Origin of the sequence: Pseudoflavonifractor sp. 524-17 (assembly GCF_009935845.1) — a bacterium.
Taxonomy (GTDB): Bacteria; Bacillota; Clostridia; order Oscillospirales; family Oscillospiraceae; genus Pseudoflavonifractor_A.
Genome location: NZ_QWEK01000016.1, coordinates 67,282 through 92,672, shown reverse-complemented (window position 1 = coordinate 92,672; position 25,391 = coordinate 67,282). Strand labels below are relative to the sequence as shown.

At 58.5% G+C, this 25,391-nt stretch carries 26 protein-coding genes and 1 pseudogene; 18 read left to right on the top strand and 9 right to left on the bottom strand.

Annotated elements, in window-relative coordinates:
* Positions 1-11: 11 nt before the first annotated feature.
* Together D1159_RS07310 and D1159_RS07305 are read right to left on the bottom strand one after the other, a co-directional pair.
* Positions 12-1,106 (bottom strand): hypothetical protein, encoded by a 1,095-nt coding sequence (locus D1159_RS07310; protein ID WP_243152166.1) that lies wholly within the window; start codon positions 1,104-1,106, stop codon positions 12-14.
* A gap of 194 nt (positions 1,107-1,300) precedes the next feature.
* Positions 1,301-2,080 (bottom strand): protein kinase, encoded by a 780-nt coding sequence (locus D1159_RS07305; protein ID WP_243152165.1) that lies wholly within the window; start codon positions 2,078-2,080, stop codon positions 1,301-1,303.
* Positions 2,081-2,117: 37 nt separating this feature from the next.
* Between D1159_RS07305 and D1159_RS07300 the strand changes: the two genes are divergently transcribed.
* The 10 genes from D1159_RS07300 (at position 2,118) to D1159_RS07260 (ending at position 9,573) form a co-directional block, all read left to right on the top strand.
* Complete coding sequence (locus tag D1159_RS07300) at positions 2,118-2,543, top strand: helix-turn-helix transcriptional regulator (RefSeq protein ID WP_161845020.1); 426 nt, start codon at positions 2,118-2,120, stop codon at positions 2,541-2,543.
* A 63-nt stretch (positions 2,544-2,606) separates the two neighbouring features.
* Positions 2,607-3,017, top strand: coding sequence for a hypothetical protein (locus D1159_RS07295; protein WP_161845019.1), 411 nt, complete (start codon positions 2,607-2,609; stop codon positions 3,015-3,017).
* A gap of 2 nt (positions 3,018-3,019) precedes the next feature.
* Positions 3,020-3,775 carry a hypothetical protein gene (locus tag D1159_RS07290; protein WP_161845018.1) on the top strand — a complete coding sequence of 252 codons (756 nt, stop codon included), beginning with the start codon at positions 3,020-3,022 and terminating at the stop codon, positions 3,773-3,775.
* A 56-nt stretch (positions 3,776-3,831) separates the two neighbouring features.
* Positions 3,832-4,695 (top strand): DUF5067 domain-containing protein, encoded by an 864-nt coding sequence (locus tag D1159_RS07285; RefSeq protein ID WP_161845017.1) that lies wholly within the window; start codon positions 3,832-3,834, stop codon positions 4,693-4,695.
* 66 nt (positions 4,696-4,761) lie between these two features.
* Positions 4,762-5,163: a hypothetical protein gene (locus tag D1159_RS07280; RefSeq protein WP_161845016.1), complete on the top strand. Its 402-nt coding sequence runs from the start codon at positions 4,762-4,764 to the stop codon at positions 5,161-5,163.
* 275 nt (positions 5,164-5,438) lie between these two features.
* Positions 5,439-6,149, top strand: a complete 711-nt coding sequence (locus tag D1159_RS07275; protein ID WP_161845015.1) for a LytTR family DNA-binding domain-containing protein — start codon at positions 5,439-5,441, stop codon at positions 6,147-6,149.
* A 1-nt stretch (position 6,150) separates the two neighbouring features.
* The gene (locus D1159_RS07270; protein WP_161845014.1) at positions 6,151-7,431 is read left to right on the top strand and encodes a sensor histidine kinase; all 1,281 of its coding nucleotides are present in this window, start codon (positions 6,151-6,153) and stop codon (positions 7,429-7,431) included.
* A 135-nt stretch (positions 7,432-7,566) separates the two neighbouring features.
* Entirely contained in the window at positions 7,567-7,740 is a 174-nt protein-coding gene (locus D1159_RS19155) for a hypothetical protein (RefSeq protein WP_202620981.1), read from the top strand.
* 2 nt (positions 7,741-7,742) lie between these two features.
* A complete protein-coding gene (locus D1159_RS07265) occupies positions 7,743-8,450 on the top strand; it encodes an ABC transporter ATP-binding protein (protein WP_161845013.1) in 708 nt (235 codons plus the stop codon).
* The gene (locus D1159_RS07260) at positions 8,431-9,573 is read left to right on the top strand and encodes a hypothetical protein (RefSeq protein ID WP_161845012.1); all 1,143 of its coding nucleotides are present in this window, start codon (positions 8,431-8,433) and stop codon (positions 9,571-9,573) included. The genes D1159_RS07265 and D1159_RS07260 overlap by 20 nt, the downstream gene beginning before the upstream one ends.
* A 100-nt stretch (positions 9,574-9,673) precedes the next feature.
* Here the strand turns inward: D1159_RS07260 and D1159_RS07255 are convergent.
* The 5 genes and pseudogenes from D1159_RS07255 to D1159_RS07235 all read right to left on the bottom strand — a co-directional run.
* Positions 9,674-10,291, bottom strand: a pseudogene (locus D1159_RS07255) (flavodoxin family protein); the annotation flags it as partial.
* 85 nt (positions 10,292-10,376) lie between these two features.
* Positions 10,377-10,874 (bottom strand): flavin reductase family protein, encoded by a 498-nt coding sequence (locus D1159_RS07250; protein ID WP_161845011.1) that lies wholly within the window; start codon positions 10,872-10,874, stop codon positions 10,377-10,379.
* Between the two features lie 29 nt (positions 10,875-10,903).
* Positions 10,904-11,455, bottom strand: a complete 552-nt coding sequence (locus D1159_RS07245) for a flavodoxin family protein (RefSeq protein WP_161845010.1) — start codon at positions 11,453-11,455, stop codon at positions 10,904-10,906.
* A 15-nt stretch (positions 11,456-11,470) separates the two neighbouring features.
* Positions 11,471-12,016 (bottom strand): flavodoxin family protein, encoded by a 546-nt coding sequence (locus D1159_RS07240; protein ID WP_161845009.1) that lies wholly within the window; start codon positions 12,014-12,016, stop codon positions 11,471-11,473.
* 276 nt (positions 12,017-12,292) lie between these two features.
* A complete protein-coding gene (locus D1159_RS07235) occupies positions 12,293-12,841 on the bottom strand; it encodes a hypothetical protein (RefSeq protein WP_161845008.1) in 549 nt (182 codons plus the stop codon).
* 235 nt (positions 12,842-13,076) lie between these two features.
* Between D1159_RS07235 and D1159_RS07230 the strand changes: the two genes are divergently transcribed.
* From D1159_RS07230 to D1159_RS07195, 8 genes are all read left to right on the top strand, one after another.
* Complete coding sequence (locus tag D1159_RS07230; RefSeq protein WP_161845007.1) at positions 13,077-13,745, top strand: DUF3796 domain-containing protein; 669 nt, start codon at positions 13,077-13,079, stop codon at positions 13,743-13,745.
* Positions 13,746-13,748: 3 nt separating this feature from the next.
* On the top strand, positions 13,749-13,949 hold the full coding sequence (locus tag D1159_RS07225) for a helix-turn-helix transcriptional regulator (protein WP_161845006.1): 201 nt from the start codon (positions 13,749-13,751) through the stop codon (positions 13,947-13,949).
* Positions 13,950-14,067: 118 nt separating this feature from the next.
* Positions 14,068-14,739 carry a response regulator transcription factor gene (locus D1159_RS07220; protein ID WP_202620979.1) on the top strand — a complete coding sequence of 224 codons (672 nt, stop codon included), beginning with the start codon at positions 14,068-14,070 and terminating at the stop codon, positions 14,737-14,739.
* Positions 14,727-15,836, top strand: coding sequence for a HAMP domain-containing sensor histidine kinase (locus D1159_RS07215; RefSeq protein WP_243152164.1), 1,110 nt, complete (start codon positions 14,727-14,729; stop codon positions 15,834-15,836). The genes D1159_RS07220 and D1159_RS07215 overlap by 13 nt, the downstream gene beginning before the upstream one ends.
* Before the next feature lie 59 nt (positions 15,837-15,895).
* Positions 15,896-16,570 carry an ABC transporter ATP-binding protein gene (locus D1159_RS07210; protein ID WP_161845005.1) on the top strand — a complete coding sequence of 225 codons (675 nt, stop codon included), beginning with the start codon at positions 15,896-15,898 and terminating at the stop codon, positions 16,568-16,570.
* A complete protein-coding gene (locus tag D1159_RS07205) occupies positions 16,567-19,068 on the top strand; it encodes an ABC transporter permease (protein WP_161845004.1) in 2,502 nt (833 codons plus the stop codon). The genes D1159_RS07210 and D1159_RS07205 overlap by 4 nt, the downstream gene beginning before the upstream one ends.
* Positions 19,069-19,500: 432 nt before the next feature.
* On the top strand, positions 19,501-20,556 hold the full coding sequence (locus D1159_RS07200) for an FIST N-terminal domain-containing protein (protein ID WP_161845003.1): 1,056 nt from the start codon (positions 19,501-19,503) through the stop codon (positions 20,554-20,556).
* Positions 20,557-20,568: 12 nt separating this feature from the next.
* The gene (locus D1159_RS07195) at positions 20,569-21,513 is read left to right on the top strand and encodes a methyl-accepting chemotaxis protein (RefSeq protein ID WP_161845002.1); all 945 of its coding nucleotides are present in this window, start codon (positions 20,569-20,571) and stop codon (positions 21,511-21,513) included.
* A 127-nt stretch (positions 21,514-21,640) separates the two neighbouring features.
* On the opposite strand, the gene D1159_RS07190 is transcribed toward D1159_RS07195, so the two are convergent.
* Together D1159_RS07190 and D1159_RS07185 are read right to left on the bottom strand one after the other, a co-directional pair.
* On the bottom strand, positions 21,641-23,377 hold the full coding sequence (locus D1159_RS07190) for a J domain-containing protein (protein WP_161845001.1): 1,737 nt from the start codon (positions 23,375-23,377) through the stop codon (positions 21,641-21,643).
* Positions 23,374-25,176, bottom strand: a complete 1,803-nt coding sequence (locus tag D1159_RS07185) for an Hsp70 family protein (protein ID WP_161845000.1) — start codon at positions 25,174-25,176, stop codon at positions 23,374-23,376. The genes D1159_RS07190 and D1159_RS07185 overlap by 4 nt, the downstream gene beginning before the upstream one ends.
* Between the last annotated feature and the right edge of the window lie 215 nt (positions 25,177-25,391).

The following is a 25,391-nucleotide window of genomic DNA, read 5'->3' as shown; positions in this document are numbered from 1 at the left end:
CTGGCCGCCTCTTACTCAAAAACCGTACTGGAGAGCTCCAGCGGCTGATTGCAGCGGTTGTCAATGTCCGCTGTGTTTCCGGTGAAGCGGGAACCGGGAAATTTCAGCGAAAGATCAGTGGGGACCCGCTCCAGCAGGAGGGCGGTGCCGTTGTTCCGGAAAACATTTTCAGCATACCCGGTGTCGGAAGGAGAGCCGTTTTCTGCGTTAAAATGGAGGCCTACAGAATTATCCTCAAACACACAATCATCGGCGTTGATCCAGGCGTTGGTGTGGGCCAGCACACCGGTCTCCCATCCAGCAATCCGGCAATTCCACAGGTGGACCCGGGCGGAGAGGGACAGCCCTGTGCCGCTGCCTGGCCCCGCAAAATCAATATTCTCCCAGACAAGAACGCTGCCGCTGTGCATTGTAATGGAGACAGGCGCGGCAAAAGTGGTGCGGTTCCCCGCCGCGTCCTCACTGCCGATGAAATTGACCGGCCGCCCGTCCAGTTCCAGCGGCTGTGTATAGGTTACAGGCGGGAGATAGATATTAACCTGCTCCTCCGCGCTCGTTGTGCGCGCAATCCGCGCCAGAAGGGCCTGCAGATCCGCAGCGGTGTCCATAGGCGCATCGTCCGCAGTGTAGTGATACGTCATATAACCGTCCACCACCTGTGTCTGATGGAGCCGGATCACATCGCCGTTTTTCATGTGGATCGAGATGGTCAGCTCTGCGGAGTGACGGCCAAGGCCAGTTATGAGGCAATTGATATAGACGATGGCTGCGGTATTGGGGACATAGTCCGTGTTGCGCACAGGCTGGGCGCAGGTCATCTGCAGCTGCTCATCCAGGCTGGACACCTCGGCGGTGATACTGTCCACCTGCTCCAGAAAGGTTTCAGCGGCAAAGGTCTCACCGTCTGCCAAATTGGTATAGAGCAAAACGGGGTAGCGGTAATTCTCCTCTATTGCACCGTCGTTATAGCGTTCACGGTTGGCCGGGGTGAAGGGGTCGTCGGCCCGGGCAATACACAACTGATAGTCTACCCCTTGCGCGGTGTAGATTACCTCGGTGCCGCCGTTGTCGAAGACGTTCGGGCGGCTGTTCCGCCATCTGGACAATGCCAGGACCAGAGCGGCAGAAAAAATTATCAGGAGGGCGATATATATCGCCCTCCTCGGCATATGCCGAGGAGGAAAGACCTCTGTCCGCCGGTTGACGCTGTGTGTGCAATAAGGACAGAAGGAAGCCCCTTCATGCAGCGAGGCCCCGCAGTAGGGACAGGTATGGTTCAAAATCTGAATCCTCCCTTCCGTCACAGCGCGTCCATCAGGCGCAGGACGTTTTTATACCGCTTTTGCGGGTTTACATGGGTACACCGGCCGACAACGCGCCCCAGGCTGCCCTCCGCCAGCTGTTTGGAGGGGTGCTCGCCTGTGAGCATGATGTTGATCAGAATCCCCATGGCGTAAATATCTGTCCGGACATCCGACTGGGACAGGCCATACTGCTCCGGCGCGGCGAAGCCCACCGTACCCAGAATCTGGGTGTCGCTGTTCTGGTCTGGATTGTGGATCCGGGCGGCGTCAAAGTCGATGAGCACCACGTCTTTCCCCCGGAGGATGACGTTTTCCGGTTTGACGTCCCGATGAACCGCCGCCATAGAGTGCAACACCCACAGGGCCTGGCACAGCTGCCTGGCCGTTTTGCGGACCTCCCAGGGCTGGAACAGGGCGTCCTTCAAGAGAAAACTCAGGGTGTCGCCCTCCACAAATTCCTCCACAACCAGGTTTCTCTCTCCCTGGGACGCCGCCTCGAAAATCATGGGAAGGTTTGGGCTGGAGCAGCTCAGCAGCCGCTGGTAGACCTCCCCGCTGCCCTGAAAGCGGCGCAGAATAAAGCGTTTCCCTGTGGCCACGTGCCGGATCAGGCGGACGCTGCTCCGCGGCCCCTCCTTTAATATGCGCACTACCTCAAAGTTCGTATCCAGCGCGTCCTGAAGCCAATCAAAAATAGGAATTACCTCCATCCCCAAAAATTTGGAAACCGATGCAGCCAGCTTCTTGCGGCGCCCGGTTTCTTTTCTTATAATCATTATACACGATCGTGACAAAAAAGTAAAGGAGACTGCTATGGAGGAAAAGGATACCGGTGATCTGCGGGAAGAGCTGATGGTGCAGCCCGATATCAGCGTCTATCTCAAGGATAATGCGGACGCGCTGGTCAACACAAACATCTCGGAGGATTTGCACGGGTTTTTGATAAAAAAATCCATCTCCAAGCTGGACCTGGCCCGGCGGGCCGCCATGAGCGAGGTATATGTCCGTCAAATCTTTTCCGGCCGGCGGACGCCCTCCCGGGACCGGCTGCTGTGCCTGTGTATCGCGATGGAGATTTCCATCGAGGAGACGCAGCGGACGCTGAAGCGGGCCTCCTACGCGCCCCTTTACCCCAAAGTAAAGCGGGACGCCATCATTGAGCACGGAATTGTCCACGGCATGACGCTGGATGAAATCAACAGCAAGCTGTATGACGAGGACGAAAAGTCCCTGTTCTGACAGCGGTTCCACGATATCGTCAGCGTCAAACCTATTTGATTATAACACGGAGGTTTATTTGATATGAAGAAATCCCTGGCGCTTTTGGCGTCTGCTCTGCTGTGCCTGTCTTTGGCTGCCTGCGGGCAGGACACCTCCACCGGACCCGCGGAGCAGAAGCCTTCCAATACTTCCAATCCCTCCTTCTCTTCCGGGAGCGGCGGCAGCAGCCGCGATGGCAGCGACTACTCCTTTGAGGATTACTTAGAGGACAACGATCCGGAATCTTATGAATTCTATCAAGACCTGGAGGACGGTTGGAATTCCGGCAGCTGGGATTCCGAGGACGGCTTTGCCGGCGGCAGCAATGATTACTCGTTTGAGGATTATCTGCGGGACAACGATCCGGAGTCTTACGAATTCTATCAAGACCTGGAGGACGGTTGGAATTCCGGCAGTTGGGATTCTGAGAATGGTTTTTTAGGAGGCTATTGAGTATGAAGAAGGTCCCCGCACTGTTTCTTGGACTGGGCCTGGCGGTGACTCTGGCCGCCTGCGGCGGGGGAGGAGCTGCTCCCACCAGCGTCCCTCCTACGGCCACGCCCACCGCCACGCCTACGCCCGAACCCACCCCCACACCCACCCCTGAGCCGGAAAAGATCCCAGTCTACGATGTTGTGGAGAAGAAAGTCTACAGCTCCACCTATACTTACAGCGGCTTCGTGCTGGACGACGCCGGACGGGTGGTGGAAAAGAAGGTCTCCGGAAGTGAGAGGGGGACCTATACTTATGAGTACAGCGAAGAGGGGCAGGTGCTCGCGGAAAACTTTACCAGCAATTCCGGCAGCTATGACAACTACACCTACACCTACAACGAGTTCGGCTTGAAGGAGACAGAGCTTGAGCACTCCAGCGGCATTCGTGACGGGAACAACTACGTCTATGAGTACGAGTATGACGAACAGAACCGCCCCGTCAAGATGACCTCCGTCAACACCAACTCGGATGACGGCGTCTACTACAGTATGATCTATACCTATGAGTACGGCGAGGACGGGAATGTGGCGGTAGAGACCCAGACCTCTTACCCGGACGGCTTGGAGGGCCCGGCGGGGAACACCTACGAAATCCACCACACCTACGACGAGGAGGGGCGGCTGGTCAAGTCGGTCTCTCAAAAGAAGGGTGAGTCCTCTACGAATACCAGTACTTACGTCTACGACTGCGTCGGCTACTACACACCCGCCTCGTAAAACATCCGGCCCAAATGGCCAGGCACAAGCAAAAACGATTTTGGAGGTTATTGAATATGAAGAAGGTATCCGCACTGCTTTTGGCGCTGTCCCTTACCCTGTCCCTGGCCGCCTGCGGCGGCGGAGGCGCGGCGGAGCCCAGCAGTCCCCCGCCCTCGGAAGCCCCTGCCGCGACCCCCACGCCGGAGCCCACCCCTACGCCCACGCCGGAGGCGGATCCCCAGGTGGAATCCATCGACCTGGAGACCGAGAGCGGTCGCCTCGTCTATTCAAGCTATTCGTTCAATGACGAGAATTTTGAAGATGGCCGCCACGCCATCCTTCTTACCTTTGACTTTACCAACAAAGCGAGCAAGCCCGCAGGGGTTCAGGACAGCTTTTCCATCACGGTCTACCAGAACGGCGCGGAGGTTGATACGCCCAGCAGCTGGACAGCGTCGGGGCTGCCGGAGTCAGTGGACAACTTTTTTAACACCGCAATGAAGGACAGCACCATTCCGATTGCCCGGGCGTATCTGCCAAAAGACACCAGCCCGCTGACCATTATGGTAGAGGAGCGGGGCAACGGCGATAACTACCAAATGATGGAGCTTGATATTTCCGCCGTCCCTGCCGCGCCCGCGCCGTCCGGCGGGGAGACCGGTGGAGAGGCCGTGGACGCTGAAACCATCGACGCCGCTGTCCAGGGAAGCTGGAGCCTTCAGGGCAATATCTTTAAGTATGACAGCGGCACACTGGCCGTCGCTTTCACCAACGGCCAGGCTGTAACCGGCACATACACCATTGATACGGAGGCTTCCGTAATCAATGGCACCCTACAGGCTACCAACGGAACATCCGATATTTCCATACCCTACAAATACGAGGACGGTACGCTGACCCTGTATAACAACAACGGTCAGGCCCTGGAGAAGCAGTAACCCATCGGGCGGTCCTATTCCCGGCAGAGTGGGATGTATGGGACGCGAAAGGAAAGGTATGAGCTTGTGAAAAAGGAGAGAACCTGGAACCGAATCGGCTGTATTTTAGGAGTCATTGTAATTCTTGCAGGCATCGTCTTTATGACTACGCCCGCCGACAGCTACTCTACCACTTCCGTGCAGGACGCCAGCTTTGGCGCGGATTTCTACACCTATGTATATGAGGGGGTAGAGGCTGCGTCAAGAAATGCCGCTGTGACGGCGAACAATATCCGGGAGCTTGGAGAAAAGCTGGCTGTATACAGCGGTTTTCTGTTTATTGTGCTGGGGATTCTGATTGAGATCCACTTTGCCAAGCTGCTGGCAGCTGGAACAGCCGCCGCTGACGCTCGTCCGCAGCCTGACGGTTTCGGAATGGAACCGTCGAGTCCCACACCGTCCCCCCAGGAGGAGGGAAAAACGCTCTAAGGAATAAGATTGAACAGACTGGTCACAGCGGAAAGATCCTCTTCAGGCAGAGCAATAACAGCCGTTCCCGGCGCCCATGGGCGCCGGGAACGGCTGTTATTTCCATCGGAAAGGGTACATCGTTTCGTGGCGCTTCGGGTGTCTGGCGGAGTCTGTGCGGAATAGCTGTACCAGCGGAGGAAATCATTTCGTGACAGTTTTACGGCATTCTGCTGCAATGGCCTTGCCGTGCGGCTGCGTTTATGTTAACCTGATCAAAAAACGTGGTGGGGAACATGATAAAATTCGCAATCTGTGATGACGAGTCTTTGGCGGCCCAGGCGCTTGCCGGTCATCTTGCCGGTTATATGGAAGAACATTCAACCGCCGCCTACTCCGTCAGCAGCTTTTCGGGCGGACGTGCCCTGCTGGAGAGCGGCGGCGGCTTTGACGTAATCTTCCTGGACATCCAGATGGAGCAGCCGGACGGCATGGAAACAGCCAGGCTGCTCCGCCAGCGGGGAGATCGCAGCCTGCTGATCTTTGTGACGGTTCTGAAAGAGCTTGTGTTTGACGCGTTCCAGGTGGAGGCATACGATTATCTGCTCAAGCCCCTGGACAACGCCCGTTTCAAACGGACGTTGGATCGGGTTCTCCTCTGCCTGGAGCAGAGAACCCGGCCGGATATCGTGATCCAACGGGGAACCGGCTGTGAGGTCGTTCTGCTCACTAGTATTGTGTACTGCGAGGTGCTGGGCCGGAAAATCTATCTCCATAAACAGGACGGAACCATGATTGACTACTACGGTAGGCTGGAGGCTCTGGAGCAGCGCGTAGACGGGCGTTTTTTCAAGTGCCACCGGAGCTATCTGGTCAATCTGGACTATGTGCGCGGGTGTCAGGCCGGACAGGTTCTGCTGCCCCGGGGGGAGCGGATTCCGGTTTCCCGGCTGCGGGAGCGGGATCTGACCCAGGCCCTTCTGCGCTATATGAGAGAGGGGGGGTGACATGGACCATTTTGCTCTGCTTATGGACGGCCTCTGCCTTGCGGGGCAGGGGGTGATGCACCTGTTCTTTGCCGGCCGCCTCACCGGAAAGAAGTGGAAGCTGGGGCACTTTGCCGCCTACCTTCTCCTTCTGGGCGTCCTTCAGCTTGTTTCAACCGGACTTGCCCTCAGCGGGACGCTGTCCATTTGCGCAGGCGTGCTCGAGCTGTATGCCATCAGCCGCTTTGGAATGAAAAACCAACCTTCCGTGTCTTGGTTGGCTGCTGTTTTGGCGTTCTATATCTCACAGCTCTCGTTCGGAATGATCAATTCGGTAGAGGCGGCGCTCTTTCCCCGTTTCATCGGAAGCCCGCTGCTCTATCTACTGCTTTTCACGGCGCAGCTCCTTTTCTTTGTGCTGTGTGCCTGCTGTTACTGGGCCGTGTGGAAGCTCCTGGCCTGGACAGAGGACAGCCAGACGCCTTATATTGGGCTGCTGCTCTTTCCCGGCCTGTTCGTCTTTGCGGCGGAGCTGTATATTCTCCAGACCGCCTACAGCTTTTTCGCCCCTATGGTCTCTCTGGAGGAGGTGGGCAGGCACAGTACGCTGCTGCTCCTGCAAGGGATGGGGCTGGCGGCGCTGCTGTGTACCCTGTACGCCTACCGCCATCTGTGTCAGGGCTTTCAGGCCCAGGCCGCGCTGCAATCCTTGACCCAGGCGGCTCAGGTGCAAAAGGTCTATATTACCGAGGCTCAGGCGCGTTATGAGCAGACGAAATCCTTCCGTCACGATATCAAAAACCACCTGTCCGTCCTGGACGGCCTTCTCCGGGGCGGAAAGGTGGAGGAGAGCAGGGGGTACCTGAAAAAGCTGGAGAGCGTCTCCGAGGCGCTGTCCTTCCCCTATCAGACCGGTAATCCGGTGGTGGATATTCTGCTGGGGGAGAAACTGGGGCTGGCGAAGGAGATTGCGGCGGAGGTATCTCTGGTCCTGCCCAAGCCCTGCGGGATTGACGATTTTGATCTGTGCGTACTCTTTGCCAATGCCCTGGACAACGCCATTACCGCCTGCCGCGCCAGCAGCGGGGCCAAAATAATCCGCATCAGCGGAAAGCGGCAGGGAGATTTCTATCTGCTGACGTTTGAGAATACCTGTTCCGATGAACCCCTGCCTCCGGCGGGAACTGGGCGTTCCAACATTGAAGCGGTGGCAGAAAAGTATCATGGAGCGGTGCTGACGGGAAAAAACGGACGGCAGTTTTGTCTGAGCGTACTGCTGAACGCTTCTTCGGCACAGGATTGAGCGGATCAAATACAGGTACGCGCCCATTTTTCGCGGTCAAAAACCTGCCGTTTGCGGACATGTCCGCACAGCGCCTGTTTTTCTGCTATGATGCAGATATGTCAAAGGAAACAACGCTTCAAGGAGGAGCATGGTATGCGTCATATTTATATGCGTGGTATTCTGGCTCTGCTCTGGCTGGCGGCGGCCGTCAGCGGAATCACCGGCAGCCTGGAGATGGCCGGGCTGTACCTTCTGATGGGGATTGCCTTTGGGTACTCCGCCTGCGCCGCATGGAACAGGGAGCAGGGGGGAAAGAAGGGGAATTGACTGTGAATGGGAATATTCTGGTGCTGCAAAATCTGTGCGCCTGGTATACACAGGGACAAAACGTGCTGTCGAACCTCTCCCTCCAGCTGCGCCGGCATGAGGTGGTGGGGCTGATCGGCCTGAACGGGGCCGGGAAGACCACTTTTCTGAAAACCCTGTCCGGCCTGCATGAGGGCTTCCGCTGTGACAGCGTCCAGCTGAACGGCCGTCCGGCAAATTTCCGGGACAAGGACTTTAAACTGCGCCGGTATATCGTCTTTGCGGAAGACAGCTCCTTCCAGTATTTTACCTTCCGGGAGTACCTGTCCTATGTGGCGGCGGCATACAAAAAGGTATTGCCGGATACGGCCGGACTGGTGCGGGGCTTTCACTTCGAGGATTACACCGATACGCTGCTGAAGGACCTGTCCACCGGCAGCAGGAAAAAGGCGTTTCTCATTACCGCCTTCGCCCTGAAGCCGGAGCTGCTCCTGCTGGACGAGCCGGTAAACGGACTGGACTTCCAGAGCACGGAATTTCTGTATCAGCTGATCGCCGGATACAAGGCGCACGGGACAGTGCTTTTCTCCTCCCATATCCTGGAGAGCATCACCCTGACCGCCGGTCGGGTGCTGGTACTGGAGGAGGGGCGGATCCGGCGGAGCTTTGAAGGCAGTCAAATCAACGCCGCCAATATTCGGGAGGCCCTGCATGATGAAAATGAGCTTTGACGCGGTGGCCAAAAAGCTGTTTGGCGTGAACTATGAGCGGCTGACCAGGACGCTCTTTCTGGAGCTGGTGGTGTTTTGGGGACTGCATACCGCCGGCTTTCAGGTCCAAATCGCCCCATCCATCCTGTATCTGATGACTGGCACGTTCTCCGCCGGAATCATGTGGCAGGCCCTCTCAGCCGGGGACGGCGGGGCCAACATGGAAAATATGTTTATGCTTCCCTTTGAGAACCGGAGCCTTGTGTTTTCCTATACGGCTGCCCTGGGGGCATATACGCTGCTCACCAAGACCGCCGGACTGCTGGCCGTGGTGCTGGCGGTCTCCGCCTGGAGCGGGATGGAGGTTGCGGGAAGCGTCCTGTGCGGGGTCAGTGCCGTCCTTGTGACCGTGTGCGTCTATCCCAGAAAACGCCTGCGGGGTGTGCTGGGGGCGCTTTGGGCGGCGGTCCTGCTTGCCGCAATTTTTCTGCTGAGCAGACCGGCCCTCCTTTTTCCGGTCCTGGCAGTCAGCTGTCTGGCCGCGATCCTGCTGTTGAGCCGGACCGACGCCTATGCCTTCCGCTGTACCCCCGGAAAAAGCAGGGGAGCGGTCAAGACTCACCGCCGTTACTCGGTGTGGCGCTACCTGTTCCGCTATTTGACGGCCCACAAGAATTACCTGGTCAACACGGCGGCTATGTGGGGGGTGGCCTGCGTCCTGCCGGTGCTGTTGGGACAGATAGAGGCACGGTTTGTGCTTCCGATCGGCTTTGGCATCCTCTCTATGAACACCCCCATCTGCATCCTCCTGTCCTGTGACCCGGCCCTGGAGCAGACGGTGCGGTTTCTGCCCAAACAGGGGCGAGGGTTCTGCGCCCCCTACTGCCTGTTTATTTTCGTATGCAATCTGGCGGCGGATGCTGTGTTCCTGTGCAGCTGGCAAATCCAGATCGGCACAATCACACCGCTCCATGTTTTGACGGCGGCATTCTTCGCCCTGCTGAGCGCCGCCGGCTCCGTCCTGCTGGAGTGGCATTGCCCCATCCGGGGATGGAAAATTGAAAGCGACCTCTGGCACCATCCGCGGAAATATGTTGTACCGGCAGGGATGCTTCTGCTGGCCGGGCTGGCGAGTCTGTTTTGACAACGAAACCGCCGGGACGTCTGGGAATTGCCTGGCGTCCCGGCGGCGAGAGATTTTTTAACGCAGTGAGTGTTTGGGTATTTTTCAAGCAAGGCCTATAAATAAAGTGGGTATAGATCCGCTCCTCATACTGGGGCGGCGCAATACCCTGTTCGTTTCCGGCCTGCATATGCTTCAGCAGCCATGCCATATTCTGTGCCAGCGTCCGCATGGTCTGCAAGCCCTCCCCATCTTTCCGCACGTCATCCGGGGTAAAGCCGTGAACCTGATTCCAGTACTGAGAGCCAACCGTGTGCATATTGCTGATGCCGAAATACTTGTTCAGGCGGTCAAAGGCCGCGCTGGCCCCGCCCCGGCGGCAGGAAACAACTGCGGCAGCCAGTTTTCCGGCCATTCGTGCCTCACTGCAATAGAACAGGCGGTCCAGGAACGCGCAGAGCTGACCCGACGGGCCGGCGTAATACACAGGAGAGCCAACAACAATGCCATCGTACTCGTCCAGCTTCTCCAGGATTTCATTTACCTTGTCATCAAAGATGCAGCGGCCGGTCTGCCGGCACTTGCCGCAGTCGATGCAGCCGGCTACCGGCTTTTTGCCAAGATACAGGAGCTCCGGTTCCACACCGTTTTTGGAGAGCGTATCCGCGATTTCTGTCAGCGCAGTAAAGGTACAGCCACGCTCATTGGGGCTGCCGTTGATCAACAAAACTTTGCTCACGTCGTTATCCTCCTCACAGGCTGGCAAGAGCGGGGAGTCAAGCCGTACCGGCAGCCCGCCGCTTTTGTCCTGCCCTTTTCACGGTTTACTTTGCCGGACGGAGTTGAGAGTATCCATTCCAGGCGAAGAGAGCCTCCTCGCCCTCGCTGCCATAGACCTGCTCTACATCACAGATGTACAGATAATGGTCGCCCACTTCATGATATTCCTTCATCCGGCCTTGAATAGCGACACGGCTATGGACGGGGATCTGGATAGAGCTGCCTGGGATAGAGGTAAGTTCGATATGAAATTGCTCCGCCTTGTCCGTATTTCGTCCCGTAGTGGTGCCGCATCCCATGACCGCTTCAGCGATCTCCGCACCGGGAATGGTGAGGATGACCTTTTGATTGTTCCGGACCATATCGCCGCTGTAAGAGGTTTTTGCCATCGCAAAGCCGATCATGCCGGGGCGGAAGGAGAGATAGGTCCACCATGATACTGTGGCAAGATTTGTCCCCCCATCGGTCTTTTCTGTGCATACCACGCTTACAGGATTAGGAGAAGTCAGCTCAGCAGCCTTTGGTAAATTGATTGCCTGCATCGAAAGTTCCTCCGTTATCGAAACCTGATTTATTCAATGGATTTTCCCAGCTCATAGGCTTCCTGAAGCTCCGGCTTTCCCTCGACATCGCCGGCATCGCCATTGCCGCCAGCCAGCACATGGCCGAGGTTTCTCCAGTTCAAATGCTCCATCAAATGGTCATAATACTGGAGCACATCCTCAAAGCCGTGTCCCTCCGCGGCCATCAGCAGGGCGGATGCCCGCCCGTGTCCCCTGAGCAGGTTTCCATCGCCTTCCTCCAGTGCAAACAAGCGGTCAACCGCGGTGCGGATCTGTCCGCTCATATTCCAGTAGTAGAGCGGGGTAGCCAGCACAACCACATCGCTGTCTTTCACAGCCGGATAGATCTTGTCCATGTCATCCCGCTGGACACAGGGACAGGCTCTGCTGCTGTGCCCGCCGAAGCAGCCCCGGCAGCCGTGGATGTCCATGGCATTCAGAAAAAATTCCGTAACAGTGTGGCCGCTGCTTTCCGCTCCCTTCACAAATGCTTGGACCAGCGCGGAAGTGTTGCCCTTTTTTCTGGGGCTGCCGTTCAAAATGACGATGTTCTTCGACATGATTCCCGTCCTCCCTTAGAATTTGCCGGCCAGCGCCGCCGCCTGTCCGCAGCCGTCTGTCTTGTTGACATCGCCCTCGTTCAGAACACCGGGAATCAGCACTTCCCCCACTATCTTCCACTTCAACAGCGCGGCAGACCGTTCCAAGGGGATGCGGACGCCGTCCATGACGGACAGATCATCCTCTTCACAGCAGACGATCATGGCACACTCTTTCCCGGAAATGTCCTTGCCGCCCACTACAAAGGAAAACAGCTTGTCGATCACACCTTTAATTTGCGCGGGGATAGAATACCAATAGACCGGCATGGTAAAGACAACGGCGTCAGCCTCCAGAATAGCCGGAGCAATCGTATTGAAATCGTCGTCAAAAGAGCAGGCTTTTCCGGTCTTGAAACAGGTCTCGCAGGCATGACAGCCGCCCACGTTTTTCATCGCGGCATCAAAGCGGGTGATCTCGTGGCCGTTTGCCTGTGCCGCTTGAATGAAAGCGTCTGTCATGGCGAAACTGTTTCCATTCTTACGCGGGCTGCCAGTGATGACTACTATTTTTTTACCCATCCGAATAACCTCCTTGATGGATGCAGGCTTGAGTTTTCCTGCATTTGATAGTATCATCATAGCGAGAATTAAGGGAAAATCAAGTACGCACATTCAAGTGCGATACTTACCTTAAAGCAAGTATAAATAACTGAAATGACAAACCGCCGCTGAGCGTGTCAAAAAAGTCTCGCAGAGTTCGCGCCCGCAGGCTGCATCCCCGCTGTCGGAAAAGGCAGCGCCTTTTTCGACAGTCTGAGCGGCGGTTTTGAAGAATGAACCGCCGCTTTTCCGGAATTAAGGCAGCTGTGTGAATGTGGTGTGCTGCTTTCGGTAGGTATCGTTGTCCTTCTGCTTTAACTCCCGCTCCACCTGAGCCCGCTGGCGCTCCAGGTCCTTAATCTTAGCCTCGTCGGTTTCAGTATTAAGCCGCTGCTCCAGTTCCTCCAGCTTCTTTTTCAGCATTTCAATCTCGCGGTCCACTTTGCTGGTATTTCCCACGCAGCGCTCCTCTTTGCCGCCGTCCTTCTTCTCCGGGGCCTTCGCGCGCTGATCCGCCGGCTCAGGCTTCTGTGCATCGGGGACGAGGTCCGGCTGCTTGGGGGCTTGCGCTGCCTGCGGCGGGCTGTCAAAACAGAGCTTGGACGGGCTGTCCTCGTCTTTGCCTGTCTGGCAGGGTTGGTACAGCGCCTGCGGTTGTGACCGGACGTATTCATCCATCACAGGTTTCGGCGGGCGGCCCTGGGCCTCTTCCTCTGGCGTTTGGACCTTGGGGGCTCCCAGCACCTTCTCAGATGTTGTCAAGGGCCGGACCGCGCCGCTATTTACACCGGAAATGGGTATCATAAGTTATTCCTCCTTAAAATTGATGCAGGTTCTTAGTTTATTAGTTTATCTGGCAGGGAGCGCCGCTTCAATGCTTTTGTATTGAAATGTGCTGTGAATGCCATGAAATGCTTTGCGGGATCCACTCAAAAAAATGCAGGACAGAAATAGAAAAAGCATGGTTGACACGCGGGGAATAAAGTGATATATTTATATCATCAAGAGATAAATATATCTCGTTATTTGGAGGTGCCGTATGAAAAGGAAACAGGTAAAAATCTGGGTTGGCTGCGGGATTTTCTGCATCGCGGCTGTGCTGCTCTCGGTCTGGTACGCTGTCACGTTTAACGCTTCCCGCCTGGTTGTTCCAATGGACTTTGGAAGCGGCGCCTTTACCCCGAAGGACTTGCCCATGCTTGTATCCATCTCACTTACCTGCGTCTACATGTTCGCCCTGTTCGTCCGGCTTTTTATCAGCATCGGGAAAAACAGGAAGAACCTTGCGGCGGCAGACACAACGCGCAAACTCAATCCAAAGCTGGGGTTCCTGGGACTGCTGGGATTTTTGGGCCTTGCCGGTTTTTGGACCTACTGCGCCAGCGGCGACATTTTCCCTTTTGCATCGTTCCTGTTCTTCGGCTTTTTTGGATTTTTCTATGAGGGGAAAATGTCTGGGACCTTTATGGATGAACGGTTTCGGGAAAATGCCGCCCGCGCCCAGCTCCGCACTTACAAGCTCACATTCCGAATTACGCTGATTGCGTTGGTGATTCTCTGCCAAGGAAAGCTGTTTGGAAGTTTGGAATACACCCTGATTGCCACAGTCATTGTGCTTTCCCTCACGTTGGCCCTGGGCATTTTCCTCCCGGAGTATTTGCTGTACCGCTATGATCACGACGATCAGAGGGAAGAGGGCGGGGAATAGGGAATGGCTGAATTTGAGTGCAGATTAAAAAGGTACCGGCAGCTGAAGGATTTGACGCAGGAGCAGCTGGCCGCGCAGGTAGGAGTGCGCCGGGAAACCATCATGCGGCTGGAAAAGGCGCAGTACAATCCATCTCTGAAATTAGCCATTGACATTTCAAGAGCGGTTGAGGCTCCCATCGAAGAACTGTTTATTTTCGATTGACGGACGATTCCGGCGCCTGCAGCGGCTCAGTTAAGGGCGGTTCTTTTCCCGAACTCTTGAGATTTTCTTGAGATTTGTGTGGTAAGATAGGTAAAATCCCGTAGAGAGGAGAATTCCTTTGAAACCGACGCTGCTGATTGTGGACGATGAACGGGGCATAGTGGATACAATGAAAGCCTACTTTTCTCCGCAATACGAAGTCTTGACGGCTTACAATGGACAAAGGGCTGTTCAAAAGGCGGAAAAACAGCCGGACTTAATTCTGCTGGACATCAATATGCCGGGGATGGACGGCCTGACTGTCTGTCAGACCATCCGAGAACACGTCTCCTGTCCGATTTTATTTTTAACGGCCCGTATAGAGTCCGCAGATCAGATTACCGGCTTTCAGGCGGGGGCAGACGATTACATTGTAAAACCCTTCGGCCTGGACGAGCTGGCGGCGCGGATTGCCGCCCACCTGTGCCGGGAGCGGCGGAGGAACCGCCCGTCCAACCTGCGCTTTTTTGGGGAATGCGCGGTGGATTACTCCGCCCGGACCGTGACCGTCCGCGGCGAGGCCGTCCCCCTTTCCCGCCGGGAGTTTGACATTCTGGAGCTGCTGTCTCTGAATGCGGGGCAGGTTTTTGACCGGGAGCGGATTTATGAGAACGTGTGGGGCATCGACGGCGGCGGCAGCAGTGACACAGTGATGGAGCATATCCGAAAAATCCGGGCCAAGCTGGCGGCTCATACACTCCGCAGCTATATTGAGACGGTCTGGGGGTGCGGGTACAAATGGAGCGGCTGAAACATATGAGCCTGCGGCGGGCCTTTTTTCTGCTGACCCTCTGCGGACTGCTGGCGGCGGTGGCGCTGGCGGCCCTGCTGTGGACGGGGTGTAAGTGGTTTTCCTCCCTGTACCCCTTGGGCGGGGTGGTGATCGGGCGCGGCGGCGCGATCACGCAGCTGCCCTCGCCCACTCCAGAGCAGCTGCGGCTGTTGAAAGCAGCGGATATCATCGGTTTGCTGGGCTGGGCCCTGTTTCCGGTTGTGGGTCTGGGGGCAGCGGGGGCGCTCTTTTACCGCTGGAAGCTGAAAGAGCCCATCCGCGTCCTGCTGGAGGGGACGTGGCGCATCCAGGCCCATGACCTGAACTTCACCATCTCCAGCCCGTCCGCTGACGAGCTGGGCCAAATCTGCACGGCCTTTGAGCGTATGCGTCTGGAGCTGCTGAAGACCAACCAGGAGCTGTGGCGGCAGGCGGAGGAGCGAAAACGGCTCAACGCAGCCTTCGCCCACGACCTGCGCAACCCTGTCACTGTTCTGAAAGGCAGCATTAGTCTGCTGCGGCAGGATGCCTCTGACCGGCAGACCCTGGACCGTCTGGAGACCTATACAGTGAGAATCGAGCAGTATGTGGAGGCCATGAGCACCATTCAGCGTCTGGAGCAGCTGCCGGTGCGGGCTGCCAACGTAACCTTAGCCGTCCTGCGCTCGGAGCTGGAGGAGACGGCGCGGCTCCTTGCCCCGGCGCTGGATACGGGGGTCCAGGGGCCGGATGTGGGCGCGGTGCGGATTGACCACGGAATTTTTCTCACCGTGGCGGAAAATCTGATAGGGAACGCGGTCCGTTTTGCGCAAGAGAAGCTGGAGATCACCCTTGTCCTGGAGAATCATGTTCTGCGTCTCTCCATTGCGGACGACGGCCCTGGTTTTCCCGCCGCGCTGCTCAGAAGCGGGGCGAAGCCCTTTGAAAAGACAGAGGAGGGCGGGGGGCATTTTGGCATGGGCCTGTATAGCAGCAGTCTCCTGTGCCAGAAGCACGGCGGTGAGCTTCGCTTGAAGAATGGTTCGACCGGGGGCGCGGCTGCCACAGCCTGCTTTCAAATAAACTGTAAACCTTGAGGATTTCTTGAGGTTTTCCCGTTACACTCTCCTTACACCACATAAGGAGGGTGTTTTTTATGAACATCGAAGCAAGGGAACTTTCCAAAATTTATGGCGAGGGCGAAAACAGGGTGGTGGCCCTGGAGCGGGCCGCGCTGACCATCGCCCCCGGCGATTTCATCTCCATTATGGGGCCGTCGGGCAGCGGGAAGAGTACGCTGCTGCACCTGCTGTCCGGGCTGGACCGGCCCACCTCCGGCCGTCTGACCTATGACGGCAAGGACCTTTACAGTCTGTCTGACAGGGAGCTGTCCGCCTTCCGCCGCCAGCGTATCGGGTTCATCTTCCAGCAGTTCCACCTGCTGCCTGTTCTGACCGCCCGAGAGAATATCATTATGCCGCGGCTCTTAGATAAAAAGCAGCCGGACGAGAGATATCTCCAGGAGCTGGCCCAGATGCTGGGCATCCAGGACCGCCTGGCCCATCTGCCCCATGAGCTCTCCGGCGGACAGCAGCAGCGTGTGGCCATCGCCCGGGCCCTCATTGCCAAGCCAGACGTGATCTTTGCCGACGAGCCCACCGGCAACCTGGACAGCCGGAGCGGCGGTGAGGTGATGGAGCTGCTGAAAATGGTAGGGAAGGACATGGGAAAGGCGCTGGTGGTCATCACCCACGACAGCCGCATCGCGGCCATGGGGTCGCGGCAGTTCACCATTGTGGACGGGGTGTTGTCGGAGGTGACGGCAGGATGAAGCGCTATCATACCCTGGCCCTGAAGGAATTGCTGGCCCAGCGGGTCACCTCTGTTTTGATTCTTCTGGCGATTGTCCTGTCCACCATGATGACGGCGGTGATCGGACAGTCTGTGGGAGTGCTGTCCGCCATGCGGCAGCAGCAGGCCATCGCCATCGGCGGGAACCGCCACGCCGGGTTTGTCCAGATGAACCAGGCGCAGCTGGAGGCGCTGAAAGGCGACCCCAGGCTGTCCTTTGCAGGCAGCTTTGTGGTGCTGGGAAGCACGCGGCTGGATAACACGCTGATCCTGGGCCTCAGCGAGTTTCAGGAGGATGTGGGCGCCATCTACCCCTCTATCTCTGCGGTCAAAGAAGGCCGTCTGCCGGAGAGTCCCATGGAGATTGCGCTGCCTGAGGATGTGCTGGGGTATCTGGGGTTCTCGGGAAGGCTGGGAGACACCCTGACCCTCTCCCTGTCCAAAGCACTGCGTCACGGGGTCGTGACCCAATCCTATGACTTCACCGCCAGGTTTACTTTGGTGGGGATTACTGAGAGCAACTACCTCAACTACGCCGCCGGAACCATCAATGGTATCGTAGGGCCTGGTACAGCAGAGGCGCTGCTGCCGGAGGCGTATTTCTATTACAACATAGATGTTCGCGTCGCGGATAGGGGGACATTCCAGGCCACGATGGACGATTTGGCGGCAGCCCTGAACGTCCACCAGCTGGATACGGTATATAATATTCCATATTTGGAGGCTCTGGGTATACGGTACAGCGCGGAGGCCGCCGGTGTGGCGGACGTCTCTGACGAGGGTTTCCCCCTGATGCTGGCGGCGGGCATTCTGGTGGGGGCGTTGCTCCTGCTGGCAGCGGGGCTGGTGATCTACAACATCATGAAAATTGCCGTTTCCCGGCGTACGGCCCAGTATGGCGTCCTTCGGGCCATAGGCGCGGACAGGGGGCAGCTGTATGTCCTGGTTGCCGCACAGGTCCTGCTGCTGTGCGCCGCGGGCATTCCGGCGGGCCTGCTGCTGGGAACCCTGTCGGCCAGGGGCATCCTCACCGCGGCTACGGGATTGCTGTCCCCGAAACTATTTTTGGCCCGGGACGCCGGAGAGCTGAACCGCTTGATTGCGGAGAACAGCGGCGGCAAGGGCCTGTTCCTGCTGGCCAGCGCCGCCGTCACCCTGATTTTTGCCCTGGCCGCCGCCCTTCCCGCCGCCCGGTATGCGGCGCGGGTGGCGCCCACCGTGGCGATGGCAGGCAGCCGGGTAAAAATCAGGCGCCGGAGCCGGAAGGAGAAGAAAATACACAATTTTGAGGCGTTTTATGCCCGCCTCAATTTGAAGCGCAGCCGTGGCCGCACCGCCATTACCGTCCTGTCCCTGGTGATGAGTATTACGGTGTTTATCGCGCTCCAGGGGGCGGTGGGCCTGCTGGACGCCGCCAGGCGCGGCACGGTGGAGCACCATGGGGATTACTCCATCACCAACGAAGGGGCGGGCTTTTCTCCCGAGGAGTACCAGGCCATGGGGGACGATCCCCGAGTGGAAGAGTTGGGTGCCATGCAGTTTTCCTGCTATGAGCAGGGAGCGGATGGCTGCCCTGCGGGCATTGAATTTGGATGCCCCCTCCAGCCGGCGGAGACTTTCCAGGTGGTGGGGCTGAACGGCGCTTACTGGGACAAGGCTTTTTCCGCTCTGCCGGCCGGGCTTTTGGCAAAGCTGAAGGCCGGGGAGGGCTGCATGGTCCGCAATCCTCTGCCCTTGGTCTTTGAGGGCCAGGAGATTCCCCGCACCAGCATACAGACAGGGGATGTCATCACCGTGGCGGGGCGGGAGCTGGCCGTGCTGGCCACCCTGGATGACTATGACACCTTTTTGAGCGTGGGAAACAACGGCTTCATCAACGGCGTGCAGGTTGTCGTAAACGAGGAGCTGTATACCGCCCTCACAGGAAAGACAGCGTATAACTGGCTGCTGCCCTCTTTGGCGCAGGGGGTTGACAGGGAGGAATTTGACGCTGTGGTGGAGGCTCTGGCGGGGCGGATTCCCGGCACCCTGTGGCTGTCCTATGAGGATACCGACCGCCAGCTGGCGGAGAGCTTCACCCAGATCCGGCTCCTGGCCTGGGGGCTGATTCTGTTTGTGGCGCTGATTGGTCTGCTGAACATTATCAACACCGTCTATACCAACATCTGCACCCGGACCGGCGAGATCGGAATGCAGCGGGCTATCGGCATGAGTACAAAGTGCCTGTTCAAGGTATTCTTATGGGAGGGGGCCTATTACGGCATGATCGCGGCGGTGATTGGAAGCATCACCGGCTATATCTGCACGATTTTTGTGGAGGCCGCAGCCACAGACCGGCTCCATCTGGCCGCTGTGCCTGTCATTCCCATTGTAGAGGCGGCGGCGCTTGCCATAGCAGCCTGTCTGCTGGCAACCTGCATCCCATTGAGAAGAATCGGCAAAATGAGCATTGTGGGCTCCATTGAGATAGTAGAGTAAGAACGCGGGCCGCCTGTCCGGATTGCGACGGGCGGCCCGCGTTTCCCAATGGCGTACCAGATGTTACGCCGCAAAGAAGTTCACTTGCGTATTTTCCTGCAAGATGCTGCATAATACGATTTCGCCGTGGGTTCATCAGGACCCACCCTTCCCCCAATTTTAATAGTCCAATAGGCAGAAATATAGCACAGACAACCAGCCGCAGCAAGAAACCGTATCTGGCGCTGCCGAAATGAATAAAAATTCCCTCTATGGTCCTGTTTCGTGCAATTTGGCGTAAAAATTGCCATTTGCGATCTGCCTGGCCGTTTCTCCAAAGCGGGATTGGTTACTCATTCACATACTTTATTCCCTTGCGCCCATGATATTGACACATTGGAATCTTTCCAATATAATTAAAAAACTGAAATATCGCGGGAGGGAGACAGCAGCGTGAAGCAGTTTTTTGGTATGAGCCAGAGCGGGAATCTGGAAGAGGCAGTCCACGGCCTGTACAATCCTCAATTTATAATGCTGTTATCAAACAATACCCAGTTTGAAGGCCACGTAAAGGCGCTGGAGAAGCGTTTTCCCGGTGTGCCCAGCATTGGCTGTATTGGCATGGGCTATCAGACCAGGGTGGTGGAGAACGGCGTGGTGGTGATTGCCTTTTCGGACGGCGTCACCGCCGCGGCCAACGTGCTGGAGCGGGTATCCACCATGCCGGTAAAGTACATCCGCCGTCTGGAGCAGGATATTCAGGCCGTGGGCGGCTCCGGTGAGGACACGGTGTGCATTGACTTCTGCGCAGGCAACGACGCCTGTGTGCTGACCACCATCTGCACCGCCCTGGAGCGGCGGGAGATTTCCCTGGTGGGCGGGACCGGCGACCAGGGCAGGGTGTCCGCCAACGGGCGGGTCTATGAGGACGCGGTGGCCTACGGGCTGGTGCGCAACCGGAACGGCCGGGTGAAGACCTATAAGGAGAACATCTATCACCAGCTGGGGGATTACCGGTTTATCGCCTCCAACACGGACCGGGCCAACTACATACTGGGTTCCCTGAACGGAAAGCCGGCAAAGCAGGTCTACCAGAGCATTCTCCACGTAACGGATGAGGAAATCCTTACCAGAACCTTCCAGAATCCATTCGGCAAGATCAACGGGGACGACACCTGCATCATCTCCATCAAGGAGGTCAACGGCAACGCCCTGGCCTGCTTCCGGCAGGTCAATGACTCCGACGTGCTGATTTTGCTGGAGCTGGGGGACTACCAGGCCATTACAAGGAACACCATCCGCCAGATCTGCCAGGAGTTCCCCCGCCGCTCGGCGATTTTCTCCGTCAACTGTCTGTTCCGCTATAAGCTGTTTTCCCAGCACAATTATATGCAGACCTATTTGCAGGAGATGGCGAAGCTGGGCTGTCACGCCGGCTTTGTGGGGTACGGAGAGCACTACAACAACCGCTTTGTCAACCAGTCCATGACCTGTGTGGTATTTGAGTAAGGGGGGAGATATATGTTATTTGCGGGGAAAGGCCGGCAGAAGCCAGTTCAGTCTCAGGAGGAAAAGAGTCTCTATCCGATTGTACATGTGGCAGGCAGCCTGAAGGAGTATCAGCAGGAGCTGGTGAGAAAAGAGGTGGCCTCCCTCTTTGAGCTGGGCATGGTGGGATCGAGCTTCTCCGGCGTACTGAAGGAGGCGGACCATTTTCAGGCGAAGCTTCAGGAGCTGGGGCAGTCGTTTTCCAATATCAGCCAGACCTCGGAGCAGTTCACCCAGGTGAGAAGCGAAGTCGCCCAGGCGGTGTCTGAGGCCCAGGGGCAGATGGAGAAGCTGGAGCAGAACTCCGCCCAGGTGCAAAGCGCCTATGAGCAGATGGCGGAGATCTTTACCCAGCTGCAATCCGCCATTCGGGGTATTCAGCAGTGCATGGGAAAGATTGTGTCCATCGCGGACCAGACAAATATCCTCGCCATCAACGCCTCCATTGAGGCGGCCCGGGCCGGTGTGGACGGCCGGGGCTTTGCGGTGGTAGCCGTACAGGTGAAAGAGCTGGCCAAGGAGATCAAGGTGCTGGCGGGCGAGGTGGACACCGGCGTAAGTGATGTGGAGACCCGGGCCGGCGAGCTCAGCGACAGCATCGCGGCGTCCCAGCAGACCTTGGGCCAGGGCGTGGACATCGTCAGTCAGACCGACGAGAGCTTTCGCAGAATCACTGCGGCTGCGGAGGGCGCGGTGGCGGTCCAGAGCGAGATTTCCGGCGTAATCGGCGTATCTCAGCAGGATTTGCAGACGATCTGTCAGTTTTTTGATGAGATTAAGAACCAGTATCAGGAAGTTGTGAAGCACATTGACCGGGCCAGCCGCCTGGGCACCACAAAGAGCGCCATGTTTGAGGACATGGACAATATGATCGGTCAGATTCCCCACCTCGTCAAGGATCTGGAGTCCGGCCGCTGAAAACAGGGAGCAGGCGGAAGGGCGGCTCGCCGTGAAGAAGCAGAGGGCAAGACAGACCGTTTCGGTTTGCCTTGCCCTTTTTATGGTTATGGGGGATAAGCCGCCAGCCTTGCTTGCGGACGGTTTCTTAATGATAGCTCCAGACCTGTATGGTCAGGTCCAGGGCGGGGACTTCCATGGGATACACCTGGGCGTCGTCGTCGTCGAGCCAGCCCTGATCCATCATCTCCAGGGGGACAGAGTAGACAATGGCGTCCGTGCCGGCGGGGAGGCCGTCCAGGGTGACAAAGTAGTGGCGCTGTATCTGCTCCCCCTGCCGGGCGGAGAGCCAGCGGCAGAAATTTCCCTCAATTTCCGCCGTGCCCTCTGGCTGGAGGTCCCAGGTCCCCTCACCCAGCTCCGCTTGGAGCAGACCGCTCTCCGCCACCAGGCGGCGGGCGAAAGCGTGGAGTAGATTGACCTCGTAGTTATTGCAGGCGTAATCCCCGTCAAAGGGGCCCTGGGTGGAGCGGTAGTGGTAAAAGTTCAGATCCCCGCAGTTAAGAAAGAGCTCAAACGTAGGGGGCAGGGTCTGGTACCAGGGCTCTTTTGACAGAGCGTCCAGCAGCGTCCCCAGGGCGGTGATGCCCTCTCCCGCCCCGGTGAGGGGCAGGTCAAAGTAGTAAATCTCCGGAGCGGTGCCGGAGCCGCCAATAAAATCCTCCGGTCCGAAGGCGAGGGGGTAGTCCCACGTCTCGGAAAAGCCGCGCAGCTCCTGCACCAGCAGCCGCTGGGTGTAGTTGGTGGTATAGCCCCGCTGGCCCCGGTCCGGATCCCGCTGGCCCTCCTGCTTGGCGATGAAGAGAAAGCCGGGGTTGTCGCTGGGGGCGAAGAGGGAGTAGAACTGGATGGACTGCCGGCCGCCTTGGAGATAGAAGGAGTAGAAGGAGCCGCCAAAATCCTCCTCCAGCCAGGTGCAGACCTGCTGGTGCCAGCCGGTCTGCGTCTGGCTGGTGTTGGCGCTGTGTGCGGTGGGCCCGGTTCTGGAGGGAGTGGAATGGACGGTGAGAATGGCCAATACCATGATAAAGCACATGATCGCCAGGATAAAGCAGGCCAGCCGGGACAGCTTCAGCCGCCTGGGCCCGGGCTGGGGCGGCGGGGCGGCGTCCTTGAGAAGCCGGAGCAGGGGCCGATATTCGGGCCGGATCCGCTTCCCAGGGGCCTGATAGGCCGAATAGAAGGCCCGGCGCACCGTCAGGGGCAGGTCTGGATGGAGCTGCAAAAAGTCCTCCAGCCCGAAGAGAAAGTCCAGGTTGCCCTTGGCGGAGAGAAACACCGGGCTGTCCAGAAAGTCCTGCCACTGGGACAGCGGGGCGCCGTTGGTGTAGAGCAGATCCAGGGCGTGGAGCGCCCCGGCGGCGTCTGCCCACGCCCGTGCCTCACTCTGGGCCTTTTTCCGCTGCTGCTGGGCCTGGGCCTGATACTTGGCCCGGTTTTTCCGCCGGTACTCCTCCAGCTTCCGCCGGCGGACCGCCTCCTCTTCCTCCTTGCCCTCGGCGAAGAGCCGGTCATAGTCCCAGTCCTTCTGCGCGGGCTGGGGCCCGGTCCGTGCAGGGGCTGCGTCCTGATCCTGCTGGAGGAGCTGGCGATAGTCCCAATCCTGCTGCTCTGGTTCAGGCTCAGGGCGCTGGGACGGCGGGGGAGAGGGCGCCGGACGCTGCCGGGCCAGCTTACTGGCGGCCTGGTAGGCGGTGTGAAGGCGCTGAAAGCCCTCCGGATCCTCCTCCGGGTGGGCGGTCTTCAGCCGCTGGGCATAGGCCCGGCGGATTTCCCGGGGGTCCGCCGGACCGCTCAGGCCCAGCTCGCTCCAAGGCCAGCTCATGGCTGGTCCTCCTCCTCGTCCCCGTCCAGGGAGGCGTCAGGGAAGGGGAGCTCCACATCGCCTACGTAAGCCTCCACCTGGTCGAAAAACCGGCTGGCCCGCTTGGCGGCCCTGCCTGCCCGCAGGGGTTCCTGGGTGGACAGCTGGCCCTGAAACCAGTCCAGCATGGCGGCCACCTGGTCCCGGAGAGGGCCTACGGTGACGGTGTACAGCCGCTCCGCCCGGGCGACCAGGGCCCGGTTTTCCTCCTGCTCCCGGGGGTGGAGCTTGAGGGAGGCCAGCTCCGCCAGACGGCGCTCCGCCTCCTCCTGGGTCATATCCGCGTTCTGGAGGACCAGGCGGGCGGTCTGGCCGTCCCTGCCGGCCACGCTGACCTCCAGCAAGCCGTTGATGTCGTAGGTGAAGCGGATGCGCACCGACTGCTCCCCCCGGGGGGCGGAGGGCACCCGCAGCTCCAGCTTGCCCAGGAGGGTGTTGTCCGAGCAGTAGCGGTGCTCCCCCTGGTAGACATCCACCTGAATGATCTGCTGGTTGTCCCGTACGGTGTAGTAGATCCCCTCCTTGCTGGAGGGCAGGACGCTGTTGCGCTCAATGATGGGGGACATGATGTGCCGCCCGGGCTGGTGCTCGTTGTACATGGCCACCCCCAAAGTGAAGGGGCATACGTCGGTGAGGACCAGCTCCTTCAGATCGGGAGAGCGGGCTTTCATGCCGGCGCAGATGCCGGCCCCCAGGGCGATGGCGGTGTCCGGCCGGGCGCCCCGGGCGGGCTCCCGCTCCAGTGTGCGGGCGATGTACCGCCGCACGGCGGGCATATGGCTGGAGCCGCCTACCATAACCAGATCGTCCAGCTCGCCGGGGGAAATTCCGGCGTCCAGAAAGACCTTGCGCACAGGGGCAATCATCCGCTGGAAGAGGGCGCGGCTCTTGCGGATAAGCCATTCGTTGCTCAAAGAGAGCGAGGCGGAGAGGACGCCGTCGTCCACCGCCATAATCACCGGCTCCTGAGTGGACAGGGCCATCTTGCAGGTCTCCGACTGCCGGACCAGCATCTCCTGCTGCTGGCGGGTGAGGGCGTCGAAGTCCACGCCGCAGTCCTCGCAGAAGCCCTTGGCCAGGACCAGGTCAAAATCCTGGCCTCCCAGGTGGTTGTCCCCGCTGACGGCGGTGACGCTGACCACATTGTCAAACCGTTCTACCACAGAGACGTCCAGCGTGCCGCCCCCCAGGTCGAAGACCAGACAGACCTTATCCTCGTCCCCCTGGCTGATATGGCCGGCCACCGCCGCGGCAGAGGGCTCGTTGACCAGACGCTCCACCCGCAGTCCGGCCAGGGCGGCGGCGCGCTTGGTGGCGGCGCGCTGGGCCTCGGTAAAATAGGCCGGGACGCTGACTACCGCTTCAGTCACCGGCTCCCCCAGATAGACCTGGGCATCCTCCCGCAGGCTGCGCAGGACAAAGGAGGAGAGCTCCTCCGGGGTAAAGGTCCGGTCCCCCAGCGTGTAGGTCTTCCGGGTGCCCATGTCCCGCTTGAAGCCGGCGGCGGTGCGGTCCGGGTGGGAGATCAGCCGATCCCGGGCCGCCCGGCCCACTAAAATGGTGCCGTCCCCGTCCACGCTCACTGCGCTGGGGGTGAGATAGTCCCCCGCCGCGTTGGGGATGAGCTCGCTCTTCCCGCTGCGCCAGACAGAGGCCAGGCTGTTGGTGGTGCCCAAATCAATTCCGATGATGGCCATGGAGTATCCCCCAGTCCTTCCGCAAAGCTGCCGCTGTGCGGCTGCGTCAAAGATATCACTCATTATAGCGCCGCCGGAGGGAAAATGCAATCAAGAAGCTGTATGCGGCAGCAAGAAGAGTGGATTGGGCCGCGGGAGAGGAGAGGCGGAGAAATAAGTGAGGTGGGATCTTGGCAGCGCCGAAAAAAACTGCTATAATATAGTATGTATAATAGGGGAGTACTCAGCTGTGCGCCTGTGGGATACAGGCTGCGGGATGAAGCTGGAAACAGGGGGAA